The 17,599-nt window shown below is 64.1% G+C and carries 17 protein-coding genes; 5 read left to right on the top strand and 12 right to left on the bottom strand.

The window, feature by feature from the left end; all coding sequences use genetic code 11:
* Positions 1–13 precede the first annotated feature (13 nt).
* Complete coding sequence (gene hisIE, locus BMY90_RS09170) at positions 14–646, top strand: bifunctional phosphoribosyl-AMP cyclohydrolase/phosphoribosyl-ATP diphosphatase HisIE (protein WP_092703432.1); 633 nt, start codon at positions 14–16, stop codon at positions 644–646.
* 230 nt (positions 647–876) lie between these two features.
* Here hisIE and BMY90_RS09175 read toward each other — a convergent pair whose 3' ends face one another.
* Positions 877–2,628, bottom strand: a complete 1,752-nt coding sequence (locus tag BMY90_RS09175; protein WP_245734998.1) for a retropepsin-like aspartic protease — start codon at positions 2,626–2,628, stop codon at positions 877–879.
* Between the two features lie 426 nt (positions 2,629–3,054).
* Here BMY90_RS09175 and BMY90_RS09180 point away from each other — a divergent pair, with 426 nt between their 5' ends.
* Both BMY90_RS09180 and BMY90_RS09185 read left to right on the top strand, forming a co-directional pair.
* On the top strand, positions 3,055–3,318 hold the full coding sequence (locus BMY90_RS09180; protein WP_202799608.1) for an ArsR/SmtB family transcription factor: 264 nt from the start codon (positions 3,055–3,057) through the stop codon (positions 3,316–3,318).
* A gap of 15 nt (positions 3,319–3,333) precedes the next feature.
* Positions 3,334–3,564: a hypothetical protein gene (locus tag BMY90_RS09185; protein ID WP_008208234.1), complete on the top strand. Its 231-nt coding sequence runs from the start codon at positions 3,334–3,336 to the stop codon at positions 3,562–3,564.
* Positions 3,565–3,574: 10 nt separating this feature from the next.
* Here the strand turns inward: BMY90_RS09185 and BMY90_RS09190 are convergent, their stop codons facing one another.
* From BMY90_RS09190 to BMY90_RS09205, 4 genes are all read right to left on the bottom strand, one after another.
* Positions 3,575–4,474, bottom strand: a complete 900-nt coding sequence (locus tag BMY90_RS09190) for a C13 family peptidase (protein WP_245734999.1) — start codon at positions 4,472–4,474, stop codon at positions 3,575–3,577.
* Between the two features lie 140 nt (positions 4,475–4,614).
* On the bottom strand, positions 4,615–5,301 hold the full coding sequence (mtnC, locus tag BMY90_RS09195) for an acireductone synthase (RefSeq protein WP_092703436.1): 687 nt from the start codon (positions 5,299–5,301) through the stop codon (positions 4,615–4,617).
* A 104-nt stretch (positions 5,302–5,405) separates the two neighbouring features.
* Complete coding sequence (locus BMY90_RS09200; protein ID WP_092703438.1) at positions 5,406–5,975, bottom strand: 1,2-dihydroxy-3-keto-5-methylthiopentene dioxygenase; 570 nt, start codon at positions 5,973–5,975, stop codon at positions 5,406–5,408.
* Positions 5,972–6,619 carry a methylthioribulose 1-phosphate dehydratase gene (locus BMY90_RS09205; protein WP_008208240.1) on the bottom strand — a complete coding sequence of 216 codons (648 nt, stop codon included), beginning with the start codon at positions 6,617–6,619 and terminating at the stop codon, positions 5,972–5,974. The genes BMY90_RS09200 and BMY90_RS09205 overlap by 4 nt, the downstream gene beginning before the upstream one ends.
* 161 nt (positions 6,620–6,780) lie before the next feature.
* Here BMY90_RS09205 and BMY90_RS09210 point away from each other — a divergent pair, with 161 nt between their 5' ends.
* A complete protein-coding gene (locus BMY90_RS09210; protein ID WP_008208242.1) occupies positions 6,781–7,113 on the top strand; it encodes a high-potential iron-sulfur protein in 333 nt (110 codons plus the stop codon).
* Positions 7,114–7,594: 481 nt separating this feature from the next.
* On the opposite strand, the gene BMY90_RS09215 is transcribed toward BMY90_RS09210, so the two are convergent.
* Positions 7,595–9,067: an amino acid permease gene (locus BMY90_RS09215; RefSeq protein WP_008208243.1), complete on the bottom strand. Its 1,473-nt coding sequence runs from the start codon at positions 9,065–9,067 to the stop codon at positions 7,595–7,597.
* 88 nt (positions 9,068–9,155) lie between these two features.
* Positions 9,156–10,691: an amino acid permease gene (locus BMY90_RS09220; protein ID WP_008208245.1), complete on the bottom strand. Its 1,536-nt coding sequence runs from the start codon at positions 10,689–10,691 to the stop codon at positions 9,156–9,158.
* Between the two features lie 184 nt (positions 10,692–10,875).
* Between BMY90_RS09220 and BMY90_RS09225 the strand changes: the two genes are divergently transcribed.
* The gene (locus BMY90_RS09225; protein WP_175481550.1) at positions 10,876–11,418 is read left to right on the top strand and encodes an NUDIX hydrolase; all 543 of its coding nucleotides are present in this window, start codon (positions 10,876–10,878) and stop codon (positions 11,416–11,418) included.
* 33 nt (positions 11,419–11,451) lie between these two features.
* On the opposite strand, the gene BMY90_RS09230 is transcribed toward BMY90_RS09225, so the two are convergent.
* The 5 genes from BMY90_RS09230 to BMY90_RS09250 form a co-directional block, all read right to left on the bottom strand.
* Complete coding sequence (locus tag BMY90_RS09230; protein ID WP_092703442.1) at positions 11,452–11,973, bottom strand: 3-hydroxyanthranilate 3,4-dioxygenase; 522 nt, start codon at positions 11,971–11,973, stop codon at positions 11,452–11,454.
* Positions 11,974–12,102: 129 nt separating this feature from the next.
* The gene (locus tag BMY90_RS09235) at positions 12,103–12,684 is read right to left on the bottom strand and encodes a fasciclin domain-containing protein (RefSeq protein ID WP_092703444.1); all 582 of its coding nucleotides are present in this window, start codon (positions 12,682–12,684) and stop codon (positions 12,103–12,105) included.
* A gap of 114 nt (positions 12,685–12,798) precedes the next feature.
* A complete protein-coding gene (gene parE / locus BMY90_RS09240) occupies positions 12,799–14,688 on the bottom strand; it encodes a DNA topoisomerase IV subunit B (RefSeq protein ID WP_008208253.1) in 1,890 nt (629 codons plus the stop codon).
* Positions 14,689–14,742: 54 nt separating this feature from the next.
* Positions 14,743–15,894 carry a CHASE2 domain-containing protein gene (locus BMY90_RS09245; protein ID WP_245735000.1) on the bottom strand — a complete coding sequence of 384 codons (1,152 nt, stop codon included), beginning with the start codon at positions 15,892–15,894 and terminating at the stop codon, positions 14,743–14,745.
* A gap of 42 nt (positions 15,895–15,936) precedes the next feature.
* Positions 15,937–17,595, bottom strand: coding sequence for a FecR family protein (locus BMY90_RS09250; protein WP_175481544.1), 1,659 nt, complete (start codon positions 17,593–17,595; stop codon positions 15,937–15,939).
* Positions 17,596–17,599 lie beyond the last annotated feature (4 nt).

Below are 17,599 nucleotides of genomic sequence, written 5' to 3' on the forward strand. Positions count from 1 at the left end.
AACAGGTGTCCTCATGACCGTCAGCAATCCCAACGATCTTTCCCGCCTCGACTGGGCCAAGGGCGACGGCCTGCTTCCTGCCATCGTGCAGCACTGGCGCAGCGGCGAAGTGCTGATGCTCGGCTACATGAACGCTGAAGCATTGGCCGAGACGCAGTCCAGCGGCCATGTCACCTTCTACAGCCGCAGCAAGCAGCGCCTGTGGACCAAGGGCGAAAGTTCAGGCCACGTCCTTGCACTGAAGAGTATCCGCATCGACTGCGACGCCGACACCTTGCTGATCCTGGCTGATCCGCACGGCCCGACTTGCCACATCGGTACCTCCAGCTGCTTTGGCGACAGCGCCGAAGTGCGCCCGCCACTGGGCTTTCTCGCCGAACTCGATGCGCTGGTCGAACAACGCCACGCCAAGCGGCCCGAAGGCAGCTATACCACCCAGCTGTTCGAAGGCGGCATTCGCCGCATCGCGCAGAAAGTGGGCGAGGAAGGCGTCGAAACCGCGCTGGCGGCAGTGGCGCAGGGCGATGAGGAATTGCTGGGTGAGGCAGCGGACCTGGTATTTCATCTCACCGTGGCATTGCGGGCGCGCGGGCTGTCGCTGGAAGATGTGGCGAAGGTGCTGGCAAATCGGCATCGCGCCAGGTAGGAGCGTGGGCGGCAGAAATCTTCCGGGCTGCAGAAGTGGCTGCGTGGTCCATATGTCCGTCGCTTCTTGGCCCATAGAACCACTATGGGCCGGCGAATCGTCGAAAATCTGTCCTCACGCAGCCACTTTTTCGCCTCGAAAGTTTCTACCGCCCACGCTCCCAGGGATTAAAAGACCGGAGAGCACCGCGGCCGGTAATGGCATTGAGCAGGCTCAGGGCGATCCGTGCCCTACGGGTGCAAGCCAAACTTCGCAGCACGCGCATCGATTCCCGGTTCCAGCGAGCGTGCCGCCGACAAGTAGGCTTTGCCCGTGGCGGCTTGGCTGCTGCGGAGTTCCGCCAGACCGAGGCCGTACCAGGACCAAGCCGACTTTGGCATCAGCGTGACGGCCTGGTCGTAGGCCTCGATCGATTTTGCGTAATGGCCCAGCCGCAGCTGCACCAAGCCTAGGCTGTCGAGATACGCGGGCTTTTTACCGTCGCGCCGGATCGCCTTGCGGCAATCGCGCAGGGCTTTGTCGAGCATCTGGTTGCTCAGGCTGCGCGCCCAGCAGCGTGCGTTGAGTGCCATGCCGAGCCTGGCGTCGTCGTCGTGCATCTGGATCCACTGGTCGAGCAGCGGCAGTGCAGCGGCCGGTTGACCCAGTGCTATATCCAGGGAGGCGATCTGCCGGGCCTGCGGTGAACCGGCCGTTGCCAGCGCGCTCGCTGCCGTCACGTCGGCTGTCGCACCGGTTAGGTCATGCTGTTTGAGGCGAAATTCGGCGCGCAAAAGCAAGGCATCGATGTCTTTCGGGTCAAGGCTCAACGACTTGTCCAGGTCGGCGCGGGCCGCATCAATCTGCTTCCCGGTTGCGTAAGCCCGCGCCCGAGCTGCGTAGTAGGGGGCTTCAGCCGGAGCCATCTGGATGGCCTTGCTCAAATCGGCCACGGCAGCGTCGAGTTCGCCACGCGACAGGTGCGCCTCTCCCCGTAACGCATAGCCGCTGGCGGTGGTGAGCGCGGCTTCGCCGAGATTGGCAGCAGTGGCTGGATGGTTTCCATCAGTGGCTTTGGCGAAAGTGAATACGCGTCCGCCGTTGTAGGTGAAGTACATTTTTCGCTGGCTGTTGGCGATGTACACATGATGGGCGAGCAGAAAGTCCACGCCGAGCAGCATGTCGGTGTCGTCGCCGATGCGGCCGTCAATGACCTCCATCTGGCTGTGATGGATGGTTTCCGTACCGACTGAAAACGAATCAATCGGCACCGTCCAGGTCTTGACCGGCTTGGAGCCAATGCCGAAGCCGAGTCTGCCCACCTTGGCGTTCGATCCGTCAAGATGGATACCGATCCGCTTGGCGGCGTCAAGGCTGAGCAAGGTGGCGTAGGCGCCCGAATCAAGCACCGCCCGCACCTGTTTGCCATCTATGGTCACCTTGAGAAAGGTGCGCCGATCATTGTTGTTCTCGGCTGGTTCGGTGTCGACTACGTCGTAGTTGCCGCCTTTTGTCCAATACGCCAATGCGCTTTTTTTGCAGCCCTGGGGCCGAAATAGAGTCATTTTTCCGTTTGCCAGATCGATTTCCAGGTCGGCAAGGTCGAGCAGATTGGCGCCGAGCAATCCGCGGCCGGTATCTGTGCCACCGACGATGAACTCGACACGTTTGATCGTCGTGCCGAGGATGCCGAAATTCTTCACCTGCGCAAGATCAACGGAGGTAGAGCCGCCCACGCCTCCCAAACGAAAACCAAAGGGGGCAGGCCGCAGCCATAGTCCCAGCGACAGTGCCTTGGCGCGCGACATCGTATTGAAGAACGCGCCGGTATCGAGGGTGAAGCGCGTGTCTTTTCCATCGACTTTCACGATGGTTGTGGCACTTTCACCGACCATGGCCACCGGCAATGTGCCGTAGGACATCAAGTGGCAGGTGCCCGCCCAAGCCGGGCTCGTGAGCAAAAGGAAGAGACCCGTCAAGCCCAGACGCAACGTCCTGATCACGATGTTCCCCCTTGTGCGCCACAAGACCGCTATATGCGTATTTGGAATTCAAACGCCGATGGGTCACGGCGCTCGCGGCATCTTAGTGAAAAATGATGGGAAACTCCGAAGCCGAGGCTGATGGGCTGTTGAGCGTGCGCAATGCCGCTGCCGTCGTGGTCGAGCGCATGAGCATGTCCCGCGCCGGTCTTTGCGGCTATCTGAAAGAAGTCCGAAAGAGACGAGCAGCCGGCGGTTGATTCACGCCGTGATCCGGGCCAGCCCGGCGGCAAGCTTTCATCGCTTCAGCCATGTTCAGCCCGAGCCCCTGTCTCTTGACAGGGTTTGGGCATCAATGCACTATCGTTCCACGTGTAATGTTTTTATGACATGTGAAGAAATATTTTGAAAGAAATATCGCCCAGCGCGCAGGAACTCAGTAGTCGGTTGGCGGCGATCGCCAGTCCTCAGCGGATGCGCATTCTGGCGATGCTGGTGGGGGAACCCATGCATGTCAGTGAACTGGCGCGGCGGCTGGGCATGTCGCGACCGTTGTTGTACATGCACTTGACCAAGCTGGAAGAGGCCGGTTTCGTCACCGGGCACCTGGAATTGTCCGACGATGGCAAGGCGTTGAAGTGCTTCACGATTCATCCATTCAGTCTGACGATCGATCAGAAGACGATTGTCGCGGCTGTGGCGTCCGAATAAACAAGGGAGAGGGTCATGTTCAGCAGCTACGCGGTTTTTCTCATTCCGATTGTCGCCATCCTAGCCTGGGGCGCGCACGGCGTGGTCAGGGAAATCTACAAGGGCAAGGCGAGGGTGGCCGAGGCGGCCCGGGGCGATACAAGCAACGACACCGTTGCCGCCAACAGGCAGGTGTTGGCAAAGCTGGAAAGCATTGAGGCGCGGCTGGCTAGCGTGGAGAAGACGCTCAACGACATCCCGTCGTGAGTTTGTGGCATCAGGGCGCTGCGCTGGTTGTCGCCGGAGCGGGCGGTGCCGGTCGGAATGGAACGGTCGGCCCCGGCGTGATTCCTTTGCGCCAGCGTGCCAGTTGCGCGGCGATGCCGCTACCGATGGATATCTGCGGTTTCGATGGGGTGAGCTTGTCGTGCTTTTCCCAATCGGCAATCTCGTGGCTGGCCTGGTGGAACGCATCGACGAAGTTGTCGGTGTGGTTCAGCGCGTCGACCAGCCAGGCGTGGCCGAAGTAGGTGATGTCCGATTCGGTGCCGCAGCCGAATGAGCTGCGGTCGCTGCGCGCGGCCGTCATCACCAGCGTGTCGCTTCCACGCAGCGGTGGAATGAAACCGCCGGAATAGCAGGCGTTCACCACGATCACTTTCCATTTGAACGGATGCTCGGCGAGGATGCCGGGCAGGTCGGTGGCGCCGATCGCGTCCAGCGGCAACGGGTCCATGTCCACCAGCAGCTGGTGGTCCTCGCTACCGTGGCTGGTGAAATAGAGCATCAGGATGTCGTCGGGTTTCATCACCCGGGCAAGCCCATCCAGCGCGATTTCCAGATTGCTCCAGTCGGCCAGCGGTGCCGTCTGCAGCGTCGCAGGATTGTTCTCCAGCACCAGTGCGTGAGCGGTAGGGCCGAAGCGATGGGTGAACAGTCTGGCAGCGTACTCGGCTTCGTTGCGGAACACGTCTTCGCTGCCATCGCCGGCAAAGGCGATCAGGTAGAGGTTGGGTTTGCCGGCGACATGCGGGCCGAGACGGCCCACTGCGGCCTGCACCATGGCTGGTTGGGCGTATATCACCTGTTCCGGTGTGGGGGCGCTGTCCGGCCAGGCGGTTGAGCTGGCCGGACCCGTAGCCGCTGCCACTAGACCGGCGGGAGGCTCGACGAACATGTGGGCATCCATCGTTGAACTTGTCACGGGGCCGGCGTGACGATGGATGGCGTACAGCAGATATTCGGTGCCCAGTACGATGCCCCCACCTATCAGGCAGCCGAGTATCAGTACGAGCAACGGGCGGTTGCGCATGCTTGTCAGGGTGCGATGGCGTCGAAGTCGGCGAAGGCGGGGTGTTGTGACTGGGCCGGCAACGGATGGGGCGGACGCACCAGCCATGCCGTGCGGAAACCGGCGGCGCGGGCTGCGTCCAGCTCTTCGACGATGTCGGACAGGAACAGCAGGTGTTCCGGTTGTTCGCCGATGGCGTCGGCGATGCGTTCGTAAGAGGCGCGTTCGCGTTTGGGGCCGGTTTCGGTGTCGAAGTAGCCGGCAAACAGCGGGGTCAGGTCGCCTGCCTCGCTGTAACCGAAGAACAGTTTCTGTGCGGGCACCGAGCCGGAGGAATAGACATACAGGCGCAACCCGTCCGCGCGCCATGCGCGAAGCCGCGCAGCGACTTCGGGATACATGTGGGCCTGATAGTCGCCCGCCTCGTAACCTTCCTGCCAGATCATCCCCTGCAGCGCTTTCAGCGCGGTCGACTTGCGATCCTCGTCGATCCAGCGCAGCAGCAGTTCCACCACTTCCTGCCGGGTGGCCTCGACGTAACCGGCTTCTTTCGCAGCCTCGTGCAGCCAATGCTGTACTTCGGAGCGATCGCCATGGGTTTCGATGAAGGCCGGCAGTCGCTTGCGGGCGTAGGGAAACAGCACGTCCCTGACGAAGCTGATCGAGCTGGTAGTGCCTTCGATGTCGGTGACGATGGCGCGGATTTCGGACATGGTGGTTACCGCCGGATATCGGTGTGCAGGGTGCATGCAGCGTAACAACAAAGCGCCGCTCCGGCGAAGGCCGGGCGGCGCATGTGCGTGTCAGGGTTCCGCGATCAGCTGGCGGAAGCGGCCGCCGGATGTGGCGTCATGCGCGGGAACCGGTCGGCGATATCCTCGCCGGTGAAGTTCGCCACCCAGCCATCCTTGTTGGTGAACAGGCGGATGGCCACGAAGTACGGCGATTCGCTCATGTCGAACCAGTGGCGGGTGCCATCGGGCACGCCGATCAGGTCGCCGGCTTCGCACAGCACGTCGTAGACCTTGCCGTCGATATGCAGGGTGAACTGGCCCGCGCCGGCCACGAAGAAGCGCACCTCGTCCTCGCTGTGGGTGTGCTCGCTGAGGAACTTGCGCCGCAGCGTGGCGCGCTCCGGGTGGTCGGGCTTCAGGCTGATCACGTCGACCGACTGGTAGCCTTCCTCACGCATCAGGCGATCAATGTCGCCGTGGTAGGCGGCGATCACTTCGTCCTGGCTGGCGCCGGGGGCGACGGGCTGGTTGGCAGCCCATTGCTCGAAACGCACGCCGACGCGGCCCAGCTCGCGGGTGATGTCGGGATGGCTGGCGTATTCGGCCAGTGGTGTCTGGGGCCGGGTTTCGTCGAAGATGCGCAAGCGGCTCATGCGGACAGTCTCCTCAAATCAAGTTCGCAGCCAAGCAGGAATTCCAGGGCTTCGAGGTGGCGGCGGGTTTCGGCCATGTCGCGGCCCCAGGTGTAGATGCCGTGGCCGTCGATCAGGTAGGCGTGCAGCGGTTTGCCGGCATCCAGCCATGCGTCCACTCGGGCCACCAGTTCCGGCATGTGCTGGGTGTTGGGGAAGACCGGGATTTGCAGCACGCTTTCGTGCGTGGTGTAGCCGGTGATGGCTTTTTGCAGCTCCCAGCCTTGCAGTCGCACCATGCCGGCCTTGGCGAACAATCGCGAGGCCACGCTCTGCGTGCGCGAGTGGGTATGCAGCACGGCGTTCATTTGCGGCCAGCGGCGATAAACCTGCGTGTGCAGCTCGGTCTCGGCACTGGGGCGTGCGTCGGTGCCCACGGCCTTGCCCTGCATGTCCACCAGCATGATGTCGTCGCGACCCAGCCGGCCCTTGTCGCGACCGGAGATGGTGATGGCCGCGTGGTCGGCATCCACGCGCATCGAGAAGTTGCTGCTGGTGGCCGGTGTCCAGCCGAGCGCCGACAGTTCACGCGCGGCAGCGGCCACGGCATCGGCGCGTTCGGCGAACAGCGTGGTCGGGATGGTTTCTGGCAAGGCCTGGCTCATGCAAATGGACGTCCAAATGAGTGGAACTATACATCATGCCCGCAGGGCTTCTTGGGTGGAAATGCGATCCATTCTCGCCGCACCCGCGGTGGTAGGCGTAGCATAACGACGGTTTCACTGCCTTTGCGCAGTGCAAGTTGTGTCCACGACGGAGGTTCCCAATGTCGAACGAAGAAAGCAACGAGTCGCGTCGCCGTTTCCTCAAGATTGCCGCCGGCACCGCAGCGGTGGCGGTTGTCGCCGGCGGGTTGCCGCGGATGGCTCGCGCAGCCGATCTGCCGCATGTCACCGATGCCGATCCCACCGCCAAGGCGCTGGGTTACGTAGAGGACAACACCACGACCAAGAATCCCAAGCACAAGGCGGGTGACGATTGCTCGAACTGCCAGTTCTATTCCGGCGGTCCCACGGGTTATGGCCCGTGCCAGTTGTTCCCGGGCAAGTCGGTCAGCGCGAAGGGCTGGTGCGTGTCTCACTCGCCGAAAAAGGCCTGACCGCCTTTTCATTCGCCATGATTCGCTTGAAAGGCCGGCCTTTGCGCCGGCCTTTTTCATGGCTGCAGCGTGGCCGGCAGCACGGGCAACGGATGCGCGAGGCGCATGCTGCGCATGGGGCATGACTTGCCGGCCGGCAGAGAGGGCATGCCGACACGGATCGAATGGAGACGGAGGAGGCTGGAAGCGGAGGGCTTCGAAAAATGCTGCCCGACGCATCAGACTGAGGAGCTGACTCGCCTGACGCGCCGGGCGGCGATCCGGGGCCCACTGCCAAGTGATCAACCCACGGACTGAGGATCATACTCCGGTTGATCGGCGTGGGCGAACCATGAGCACCGTTTCATGGCCTATGCAAAATTTTTACATTTAAATCAATGGTATAAAGAACTCTTCTCACTTCCGGGAAGAATGCTCTTACGAATTGAGTTTCGCGCTATTTAAGCGTTTTTCGTGAATTTTGTGGTGTTTTAAAAGACGATCACGGCTTTTCGACGACAATTGCCTGAGAGGCGTTTTTTTGCCGCCGAAGGTGGCTGTGACGGTAGCCGTAACCAAAGTAGATAAGCAGCCCGACCGCGGTCCAGCCGAGCATCAACGCCCAGTTGAACCACTCGAAAGTCAGCAGCAAGGCCAGGCAGCTGAGCACGCCAGCCGGGCAGATCACCCAGGCCCATGGCACGCGGAAAGTGCGCGGCAATTCGGGCGAGGTGTAGCGCAGGATCAGCACGCCGGCGCACACGGCGACGAAGGCGATCAGCGTTCCCATCGAGGTGAGGTTGGCGAGCAGGTCGAGCGGGAAGATGGCCGCCAGCACGGCGATGCACAGGCCAGTGATCACCGTGTTGATGTGCGGCGTGCGATGACGCGGATGGATGCGACCCAACACCTTCGGCAGCAGGCCGTCGCGCGACATGATCATGAAGATGCGCGGCTGCGCGATGATCATCACCAGAATCACCGACGACAGGCCGATCAGCGCGCCCACTTCCACCACCAGGCGCAGCCAGTCGAGTTGCGGATGCGCCCTGACGGCGGTGACGACGGGCTCGACGGTATCCAGCATCGAGTAGGGAATCAGGCCGGTGAGCACGGCGGCCATGGCCAGGTACAGAATGGTGCAGATGGCCAGCGACACCAGCATGCCGAAGGGCAGGTCGCGCTGCGGATTCTTGCACTCCTGTGCGGCCGTGGACGTGGCCTCGAAGCCGATGTAGGCGAAGAACACCATCGCCGCGCCGCGGAAGATGCCTGACCAGCCGTATTTGTCCGGCCCCTGTTGCGCAGGGATGAACGGGTGCCAGTTGGCGGTGTCGATATAGCGATAGCCGGCCACCACCACGATGATGATCAGGCCCACCTTGAGCGCGACCATCATCAGGTTGATGCCGGCCGACTCCTTGATGCCGACGTAGCACAGCCAGGTCAGCGCCAGCACGATGGCCACGGCCGGCAGGTTGATCAGCGCGCCGGTGGTGACCAGGTGGCCGTTGGTGAATGCCAGTGGCGCGGAACTCAGCGTCGACGGCAGATGCATGCCGAAATGGTCGAGCAGGCTGGTGAAGTAACCGGTCCAACTGGCGGCCACGGCCGAAGCCGAGATGCCGTATTCCAGCACCATGTTCCAGCCGATGAACCAGGCCAGCAGTTCGCCCAGGGTGGCGTAGGCGTAGGAATACGAGCTGCCCGAGATCGGGATCAGGGTGGCGAATTCGGCATAGCACAGCGCGGTGAAACCGCTGCAGATTGCAGCCAGCAGGAACGAGATGAGCACTGCCGGACCGGCGTGCTCGGCAGCGGCCTGGCCGGTGACCACGAAGATGCCGGTGCCGATGACCGCGCCAATGCCCAGGGCAGTGACGCCCCAAGGGCCCAGCGTACGGCGCAGGCCGTTGCCGTGCAGGTCATCGTCGTTGGTGAAGTCGGTCTTGCGGGCAAGAAGCTGCTTGAGCATCGGTATCGGTTTCTTCCGTAGGGGCGATAGCGGCCGGGTGCAAAAACGAACGAGCCGATGCACAAGGGCATCGGCTCGTTGGATCGGGTCAGGCGGCGGAACGACGCAGCTTGCTGTTGCGGTAGCCGTAGAAGCCGTAGATCAGGAAACCGATGGCGGTCCAGCCAAGGATCAGCCACCAGCGCTGCGTGAACACCTGCCAGAACAGGAACAGGCACGCGGCCGCACCCAGCGGGCAGACCACCCACGGCCACGGCACGCGGAACGAGCGCGGCAATTCGGGGCGGGTATAGCGCAGTACCAGCACGCCGATGCAGACGGTGGTGAATGCCAGCAAGGTGCCCATCGAGACCAAGTCGCCAAGCACGTCGACCGGGAACAGGCTGGCCAGCACGGCGGCGATCACGCCCACGATGATGGTGCCGATGTAGGGCGTGCGGTGCTTGGGATGCACCTTGCCCAGCACCTTCGGCAGCAGGCCGTCGCCGGACATCGCGTAGAAGATGCGCGGCTGGCCCATCAGCATCACCAGCACCACCGAGCTCAGGCCCGCCAGCGCAGCGAACACCACCAGGATCTTCAGTACGCCCAGGATATGGCTGGCCATGCTGCCGGCCGCCACTGTGCCCAGCACATAGTTCAGTGCGGTAGCCACCGGCTCGGGCGTATTCAGATCACGGAACGGCGCCAGGCCGGTCAAGGCGGCAGACATGGCGATGTACAGCACCGTGCAGATCACCAGCGAGCCGAGGATGCCGATCGGCATGTCGCGTTGCGGATTCTTGGCTTCGCCGGCCGCCGTCGATACCGCGTCGAATCCGATGTAGGCGAAGAACACCAGGGTGGCTGCGCGGATCACGCCGCTCCAGCCATACGTGGCGCCACCCTCGTTGGCGGGAATGAACGGGTGCCACAGCGACGGATTGAGGAAGTGGAAGGTCACCACCAGGAACAGCAGGATCACGATGACCTTGATTGCCACGATGATCGCGTTGACCGTGGCCGACTGGGTGATGCCGCGGTAGCACAGCCAGCTGATCGCTGCGACGATCAGCAGCGCCGGCAGGTTGATCAGGGTGCCGGTAGCCACCAGGTGGCCGGCCGCGTTGAAGGTGAACGGCGCCGAGGCCAGCGATGGCGGCAGCGTGAGGGTGAGGCCGGTCCAGTCGCTGAGCATGCGCAGCAACTCGTTGAAATAACCTGACCAGCCCACCGCCACGGTCGAGGCCGCGAACAGGTATTCCAGCACCAGGTTCCAGCCGACGAACCAGGCCACCACCTCGCCCAGCGTGGCATACGAATAGGAGTAGGCGCTGCCCGAGACCGGCAGCATGGCGGCGAACTCGGCATAGCACAGGCCGGCCAGCGCGCAGGTGAAACCCGCCATCATGAAACTGATCACCAGCGCCGGGCCGGCGAACTGCGCGGCGGCGGTGCCGGTCAGCACGAAGATGCCCGCGCCGATCACGGCGCCGACGCCCAGCATGACCAGGTGCTTCGCGGTCAGTGCGCGTTTCAGCGTGGGATCGCCGTGCACGCCATGGGCATCGCCAAGGACGACTTCGCCAGCTTCCACCTCCGGCATGGCGTCGATCGGGTGGGTGGCGAACAGGTTCTTGAACATCAGGCTCCCCTCATGACAAACGATGACGCCCGCGGCTGTATCCGCTGCGGTGCGTTGTCCCTGCGTCTGCGACGCATCAGCGAGCCACCATAGCCCAGCGCGGCCCCGCCATACAAGCGTTGGCCGGTGTCTCAAGGAGGTATGCTGGGCGCTGTTTTGCAACACAAAAAGAGCGCACATGACGATGCCAAGCCAATCGCTGGACGCTGCCCTGCGGCACTACCATGACCAATGGCAGGGGGAGGGCGAGCCCATCGCGCAGTTCGTCGAATTTCTGCATTCGCATGCGGATGTTTTCCGGCGCAGCCATGGCGAGGGACATTTCACCGGATCGGCCTGGCTGGTGAGCGCGGATGGGCAGCGAGCCATGCTGATGCATCACCGCAAACTCGACCGCTGGTTGCAGCCCGGCGGGCATGCCGATGGCGATGCCGACCTGGCACGGGTGGCGCTGCGCGAGGCGCAGGAGGAGACCGGCATTGCCGGGTTGCGCGTGAAGGACAACATTTTCGACATCGACCGGCATCGCATCCCGGCGCGTGCCCACGAGCCGGAGCATTGGCATTACGACGTGCGCTATGTGGTCACCACCACGGTGACCGAAGCGTTTGCGGCGAACGAGGAATCGCTGGAGCTGGCGTGGCGGCCGATCGACGAGATCGCGCAGGACGAGCAGGCGGACGAGTCGTTGCGGCGGATGGCGCGCAAATGGCTGGCGCGCGCATAGCCTGGGCGGCCGTGGCCGCGGCTGGCGCTGCGCCTACGCGTATTTCGCCGGTGCCGGATTGAGGTGCCCGCAGCTTTCGCAAGTGCGGGCTTCGCGCGAACCGTAAAAGCGGTCGAATACTGGCGGGAAATCGTGCTCGATGCTTTCCAGCACGAAATACGCTTCGAACAGCTTGTGGTTGCAGCGCTCGCAGAACCACAGCAAGCCGTCCTTCTCGTGCGGCAGGCGGCGACGCTCGACCACCAGGCCGATTGATTCGGGCATGCGCTGCGGTGAATGCGGCACGCGTGGCGGCAGGTAGAACATTTCGCCGGCACGAATCGGCAGGTCGCGCGCCACGCCATCGTCCTGCACCTTCAGCACCATTTCGCCCTCGATCTGGTAGAAGAATTCCGGGCCTTCGTCCCAGTGGTAATCGGTGCGCGCATTCGGGCCACCGACGATCATCACGATGAAATCGCCATCGACGATGCACTTGTTGCCCACCGGCGGCTTGAGCAGGTGGCGGTGTTCGTCGATCCAGCGCTGCAGGTTGAACGGAGGCGTGAGGGCCATGTCCGGCGATCCATGGAAGATCCGCCTACCTTAGCGCCGCTGCTGCCCCACGCAAACCGCCCCGGCGGGCGGGGCGGTTTGCGTGCCTTGGGTCTTGCCGCCTCTGGACGAATGCCCGCGACTTTCCGCTTACGGCATCAACACCTTGTCGATCACGAAGATCACGCCGTTGGATTGCATCACGTTGGCAATGGTGATGTGGGCGGTGTTGCCCTTGGCGTCGGTGACGTCCCAGCCACTGCCGTCCTTGCTCACGGTGAGGTTTTCGCCCTCGACCGTCTTCAGCTCGGCCTTGCCGCCGTGGGCAGCGGCTTTCGCGGCCAGGTCCTGCGCGGTGTAGCGACCGGGCACTACGTGGTAGGTGAGGATCTTCACCAGCGTGGCCTTGTTCGCGGGCTTCAGCAGGGTTTGCACGGTACCGGCGGGCAGCGCCGCGAACGCCTCATTGGTGGGCGCGAACACGGTGAACGGGCCCTTGCCTTCCAGCGTACCGACCAGACCGGCAGCTTTCACCGCGGCGACGAGGGTGGTGTGATCCTTCGAGTTCAACGCGTTCTGGATGATGTTGCGCGACGGATACATCGCGGCGCCACCCACCATCACGGTCTTGTCCATGTTGTTTGGCGTCGCGCTGGCCGCGAGCGGCAGCCCGATCAGGGCAAAGGCGAGGGCGGTGGACAACACGCGGACATGGCGATTGAGCAGTTTCATGGGGTATCTCCCTGAGGGAATGACTTCCGGACTGGAAGCACAGGGAGATACGTGGCCCATGGGCCGGCGGATGCAATGGCGTTGCGGCGAAGGTTCAATCGCCGCCGGCGGCATTCACACTTCCAGCGTGGCCAGGTCGCCCTTTTCCTCAAGCCACGCCTTGCGGTCGCTGGCGCGCTTTTTCGCCAGCAGCATGTCCATCAGTTTCGCGGTGCCATCGTCATCGCCCACGGTCAACTGCACCAGTCGTCGCGTATCGGGGTGGATGGTGGATTCGCGCAGCTGCGGGGGATTCATCTCGCCCAGGCCCTTGAAGCGGGTGGTGCTGACGGCGCCCTTCATCTTCTCGCGCTCGATGCGATCGAGCATGGCCTGCTTCTCGCCTTCGTCGAGGCAGTAGAACACCTGCTTGCCCACGTCCACGCGGAACAGCGGCGGCATTGCCACGAACACGTGGCCTTCGCTGACCAGGTGCGGGAAGTGCTTGAGGAACAGCGCGGAAAGCAGGGTGGCGATGTGCAGGCCGTCGGAATCGGCGTCGGCGAGGATGATCACCTTGCCGTAGCGCAGGCCGGTGAGGTCGTCCTTGCCGGGGTCGCAGCCGATCGCCACGGCGAGGTTGTGCACTTCCTCGGAAGCCAGCACCGACGTGGATTCCACTTCCCAGGTGTTGAGGATCTTGCCGCGCAATGGCAGGATCGCCTGGAATTCCTTGTCGCGCGCCTGCTTGGCGCTGCCGCCGGCCGAGTCGCCTTCGACCAGGAACAGCTCGGTACGGCTGAGGTCGGTGGCGGTGCAGTCGGCCAGCTTGCCGGGCAGCGCCGGGCCCTGGGTGATCTTCTTGCGCACCACCTGCTTGGCGGCCTTGAGCCGTGCGCTGGCGTGTTCGATGGCGAGCTGGGCGATGCGTTCGCCGGTGTCCACGTTCTGGTTCAGCCACAGGCTGAAGGCGTCGTGGATCACGTTCTCGACCAGTGCGGCGGCCTGGCGCGAGGACAGCCGCTCCTTGGTCTGGCCGGCGAATTGTGGGTCGAGCAACTTGGCGCTGAGCACGAACGACAGCCGTTCCCACACGTCTTCCGGCGCCAGCTTGACGCCGCGCGGCAGCAGGTTGCGGATGTCGCAGAATTCGCGGATGGCATTGGTCAGGCCCGAGCGCAGGCCGTTGACATGGGTGCCACCCTGCGCGGTGGGAATCAGGTTGACGTAGCTTTCCTGCACCAGCTCGCCTTCGGGCAACCAGGTCAGGGCCACGTCCATGCCTTCCGTGTCGCGTGCCACATGGTGCACGAACAGTTCCTGCGGCAAGGTCTCGGCCTGGCCCAGCTCGCCGCGCAGGTAGTCGTGCAGGCCGTCCTCGTAGAACCATTCGCTGGTTTCGCCGCTGGCCTCGTCGAGCAATTTCACGCGCAGGCCCGCACACAGCACGGCCTTGGCGCGCAGCAGGTGCTTGAGCTTGCCCAGCGAGATCTTCGGCGAGTCGAAGTATTTCGGGTCGGGCCAGAAGTGCACGGTGGTGCCGGTCTTCTTCTTCGCCACGCTGCCGATGATTTCGAGCTCGCTGACGCGATCGCCGTTCTCGAACGCCATGCGGTATTCGTTGCCGTCGCGACGGATGGTGACTTCGACGCGGGTCGACAGCGCATTCACCACCGACACGCCCACGCCGTGCAGGCCGCCGGAGAAGTTGTAGTTCTTGCCGCTGAACTTGCCGCCGGCATGCAGCCGGGTGAGGATCAGCTCGACGCCGGGGACGCCTTCCTCGGGATGGATGTCCACCGGCATGCCGCGGCCGTCGTCGCTGACTTCGACCGAGCCGTCGCCGTAGACGACGACATCGATGTTTTTCGCGTGGCCGGCCAGCGCTTCGTCCACCGAGTTGTCCACCACCTCCTGCGCCATGTGGTTGGGGCGGGTGGTGTCGGTGTACATGCCCGGCCGGCGTTTGACCGGGTCCAGACCGGAAAGGACTTCAATGTCGGCGGCGTTGTAGCGACTGCTCATGCGTGTGATCGGCGTAGACGGAACAATGCAGGATGGCGTCGGCCGCCCTGAGGGTCAAGCGCTGGTCGTGTCGGTCGGGTCACGTGGCGAGAGGCGGGACAGCAGTGTCCAGAGGATCGACACGATGGCGATACTCAGCACGCAGGCTGCTGGCGGCCACCAGCAGTCGGCCACGCGCAGCAGGAACAGGCTGGTCAGCAGCGACAGCAGAACGCCAAGCAGCGCGGCTCCCCGGATGCGGCGCAAGCCGGGCAACCCGTAGAGCAGGCACGGCAAGGCCAGCAGCAGGGCACCGGTCGCGAATTGAGTGGTGAAGTCCAGCGGCGTGACCAAGCTGCCACGACGCAGCGATTCGAGCATGTTGGCCTGGTATTCCACGCCGGGCATCAGGCCGTCCGGCGTGCGGATGATGTCGCCCATGCCTTCAGCGGTGGCGCCGACCAGCACCACGCGACCCTTGAGCAGCGAGGCGGGTACGCGACCATCCAGCACGTCGGCGTAGGACACCCGGCCAAACGTGCCGGCCGGCCCGGCGAAGCGCATCAGCGCATAGTAGTCACGCACCCACAGGTAGGGCGACGTGCCGGCGGGAGCGGGGTTGCGCAGGCCCGGCAAATGGGCCGTGCCCGGATGATCGAGGCGGTAAAGCGCCAGTGCCAGGGCGGGCCAGTACGCGCTGCCGAGCCCGGCTTTCAGGTAGATACCGCGCGTGATGCCATCCGCGCCCAGGGTGACATCCACCTGGCCGAGGGCTCTCGCGTCCCGGGCCAGGACGGGGATGGGCTGGGCTTCCTCCAGCGTTCCACCCAGGTCGTCGGCCTCGGCGAAGACCGGCATCACCACGTGCCCATTGAGATGCAGGGCCGCGGCCAGGGCATGATCGTCGCGCGGGTGCGCGGTATCCGGGGTCGACATGGTGATGTCCATGCCGATGGCGCGGACGCCGGCGTCCGTGAGGCGGTCGATCAACCGCGCATGCAGTGACCGCGGCCACGGCCAGCGACCGAGTTCGGCCAGGCTCTTGGGGTCGATCGCCACGATGACCGTGTCGTCACCGGGCACATAGGTCCAGTGCCGCATGTTCAGGTCGTACAGTGATTCATCGATCGGCCGGGACACGTGGGTGATCAGCAACAGGGCAAGCAGTCCGGTGGCGGTGAGCCATACCGCGCCGCGCACCAGCCAGGCGAAGATGCGTGGCGACATCAGGGTGCCCGGCGTTGGCGAAGCGTGCGCGTCATGCTCGCTTCACAGCAGCAGCCAGAGCAGCGCGCCGCCACCGACGCCTGCAGCGATGCGACAGGGCATGCACGGCAACCTGATCTTCTGTGCCGGCCCCCAGTCGCCGACATAGCCGTCGGTGTCGATGGTCTGCACGCGCACATACCAGGTGCCCGAGGCGGGCTTGTGGATGTGCAGCCGGGGCTGGTCCAGGGTCTGGTCGATCTTCGGCTTGGCGAATGTGCTGCTGCGGGCCATCTGCACGTGATAGCGCTGGCCCGGCGAGCCGGCCGGCCAGCCCAGGGTCAGCTCGTTGCCCGAACGCGTGGGCGCACCCACGCTCGGTGCCGGCGGTGGCGCCACGCGGTCGAAGGGCAATGCATCGGTATACGGCCCCAATTGGCCGTGGCGGTCGCGGCTGGCAATGCGCCAGTAGTAGCGACCCAGCGGCAGCGCTTGCGGAGCCCGCAAGTGATCGCCGGTGAGCTGCGGACGTTCGGCCAGCAGATGGGTGAATTGTGCGTCGCTGGCCAGCTGCCATGAATAGGACGCCGCTTCGGAACTTTCGCTCCAGCGGAAATCCGGGCGCGGGTGGCGTGCCTTGCCGTTCGCCTGGGGTGCCTGCACCAGCGGTGGCTGCGGATGCATGGCCGCATGCACGGGGCAGGTCGCGTCGAGGCCTTCAAGGCCATCGGCATCGATACCGCGGACGCGCAACGCATAATGGCCATTCGGCAGGTCGGGCAGGCTGGCGTGCGGCAGGGCGCCGGTGACGCGATTGAGCAGCAGTGTCTCGAAGCGGGTATCCGGGGCGATCTGCAGGCGGTAATGCCGGGCGCCGGACAGGGCTGGCCAGCCCAGCGCATAGCCGATTCGCGTGATGGCCTGCGCGGGGCAGTCCAGTGCGGGTGCCGGCAGCAGGCGCTGCACGCGTCCGGGCCGTTTGCCGTTGGCCACGGCCACGCCGGAACCATGGTTGACCTGGACGTGACGATGGCTGCCGCCTACATCCACGCGCCCTTTCAGTACCTCGGTCTGTGACTGGCTGGCGCCGGCGGCTACGCGAAAATGCGTGCCCCGAACACTCGAAATGGCACTTGGGGTCTGCACGGTGAAATGCGCGTCGTTGCCCGGCATCGGTGTCACGGCGTTGAAGATCCGTCCGCGCTGCAGGCGCAGGTGGGTATCGGCCATGCCGGTGTTGCCATAGGCACTCATGCGATCAAGCTGGAGTTCGCTGTCGCCTTGCATCAGCACGTGCGAGCCGTCGGCGAATTCGAGCGTGAGGCTGGCGTGGGCGCCGGTATCGATACGCGCGCCGTAGCCGAGCTGCATGCCTGCGGTGACGGCTACGGCAGTCGGCTGTCCGGGCAGCCAGGCCTTGGCATCGCCGTTCACGGCCGCCACGGTGGCCTTGGCCGGTTGCACGCGCAACCATGCCACCGGGATGCGCAGGCGCGAGCCCGGCGGCAGGTGGTGCGGGTCGGCGATCTTGTTGTAGGCCTGCAGTTTTTGCCAGGAAATGCCGGGTTTCAGGTAATGCCCGCTGAGCGTCCAGATGTTGTCATGCGGACGCACGCTGTAGAACCAGTCGCCGGCGCGGGCTGCGGGCAGGGCCAGCAGGACCAGGGTCGCGGCGGCCACGCAGCGCAGAAAGTGGCTGTGCCATCGACGGGTGATTTGCATGTCT

It is taken from the genome of Rhodanobacter glycinis (assembly GCF_900114325.1).
In the GTDB taxonomy this organism is placed as follows: Bacteria; Pseudomonadota; Gammaproteobacteria; order Xanthomonadales; family Rhodanobacteraceae; genus Rhodanobacter_A; species Rhodanobacter_A glycinis.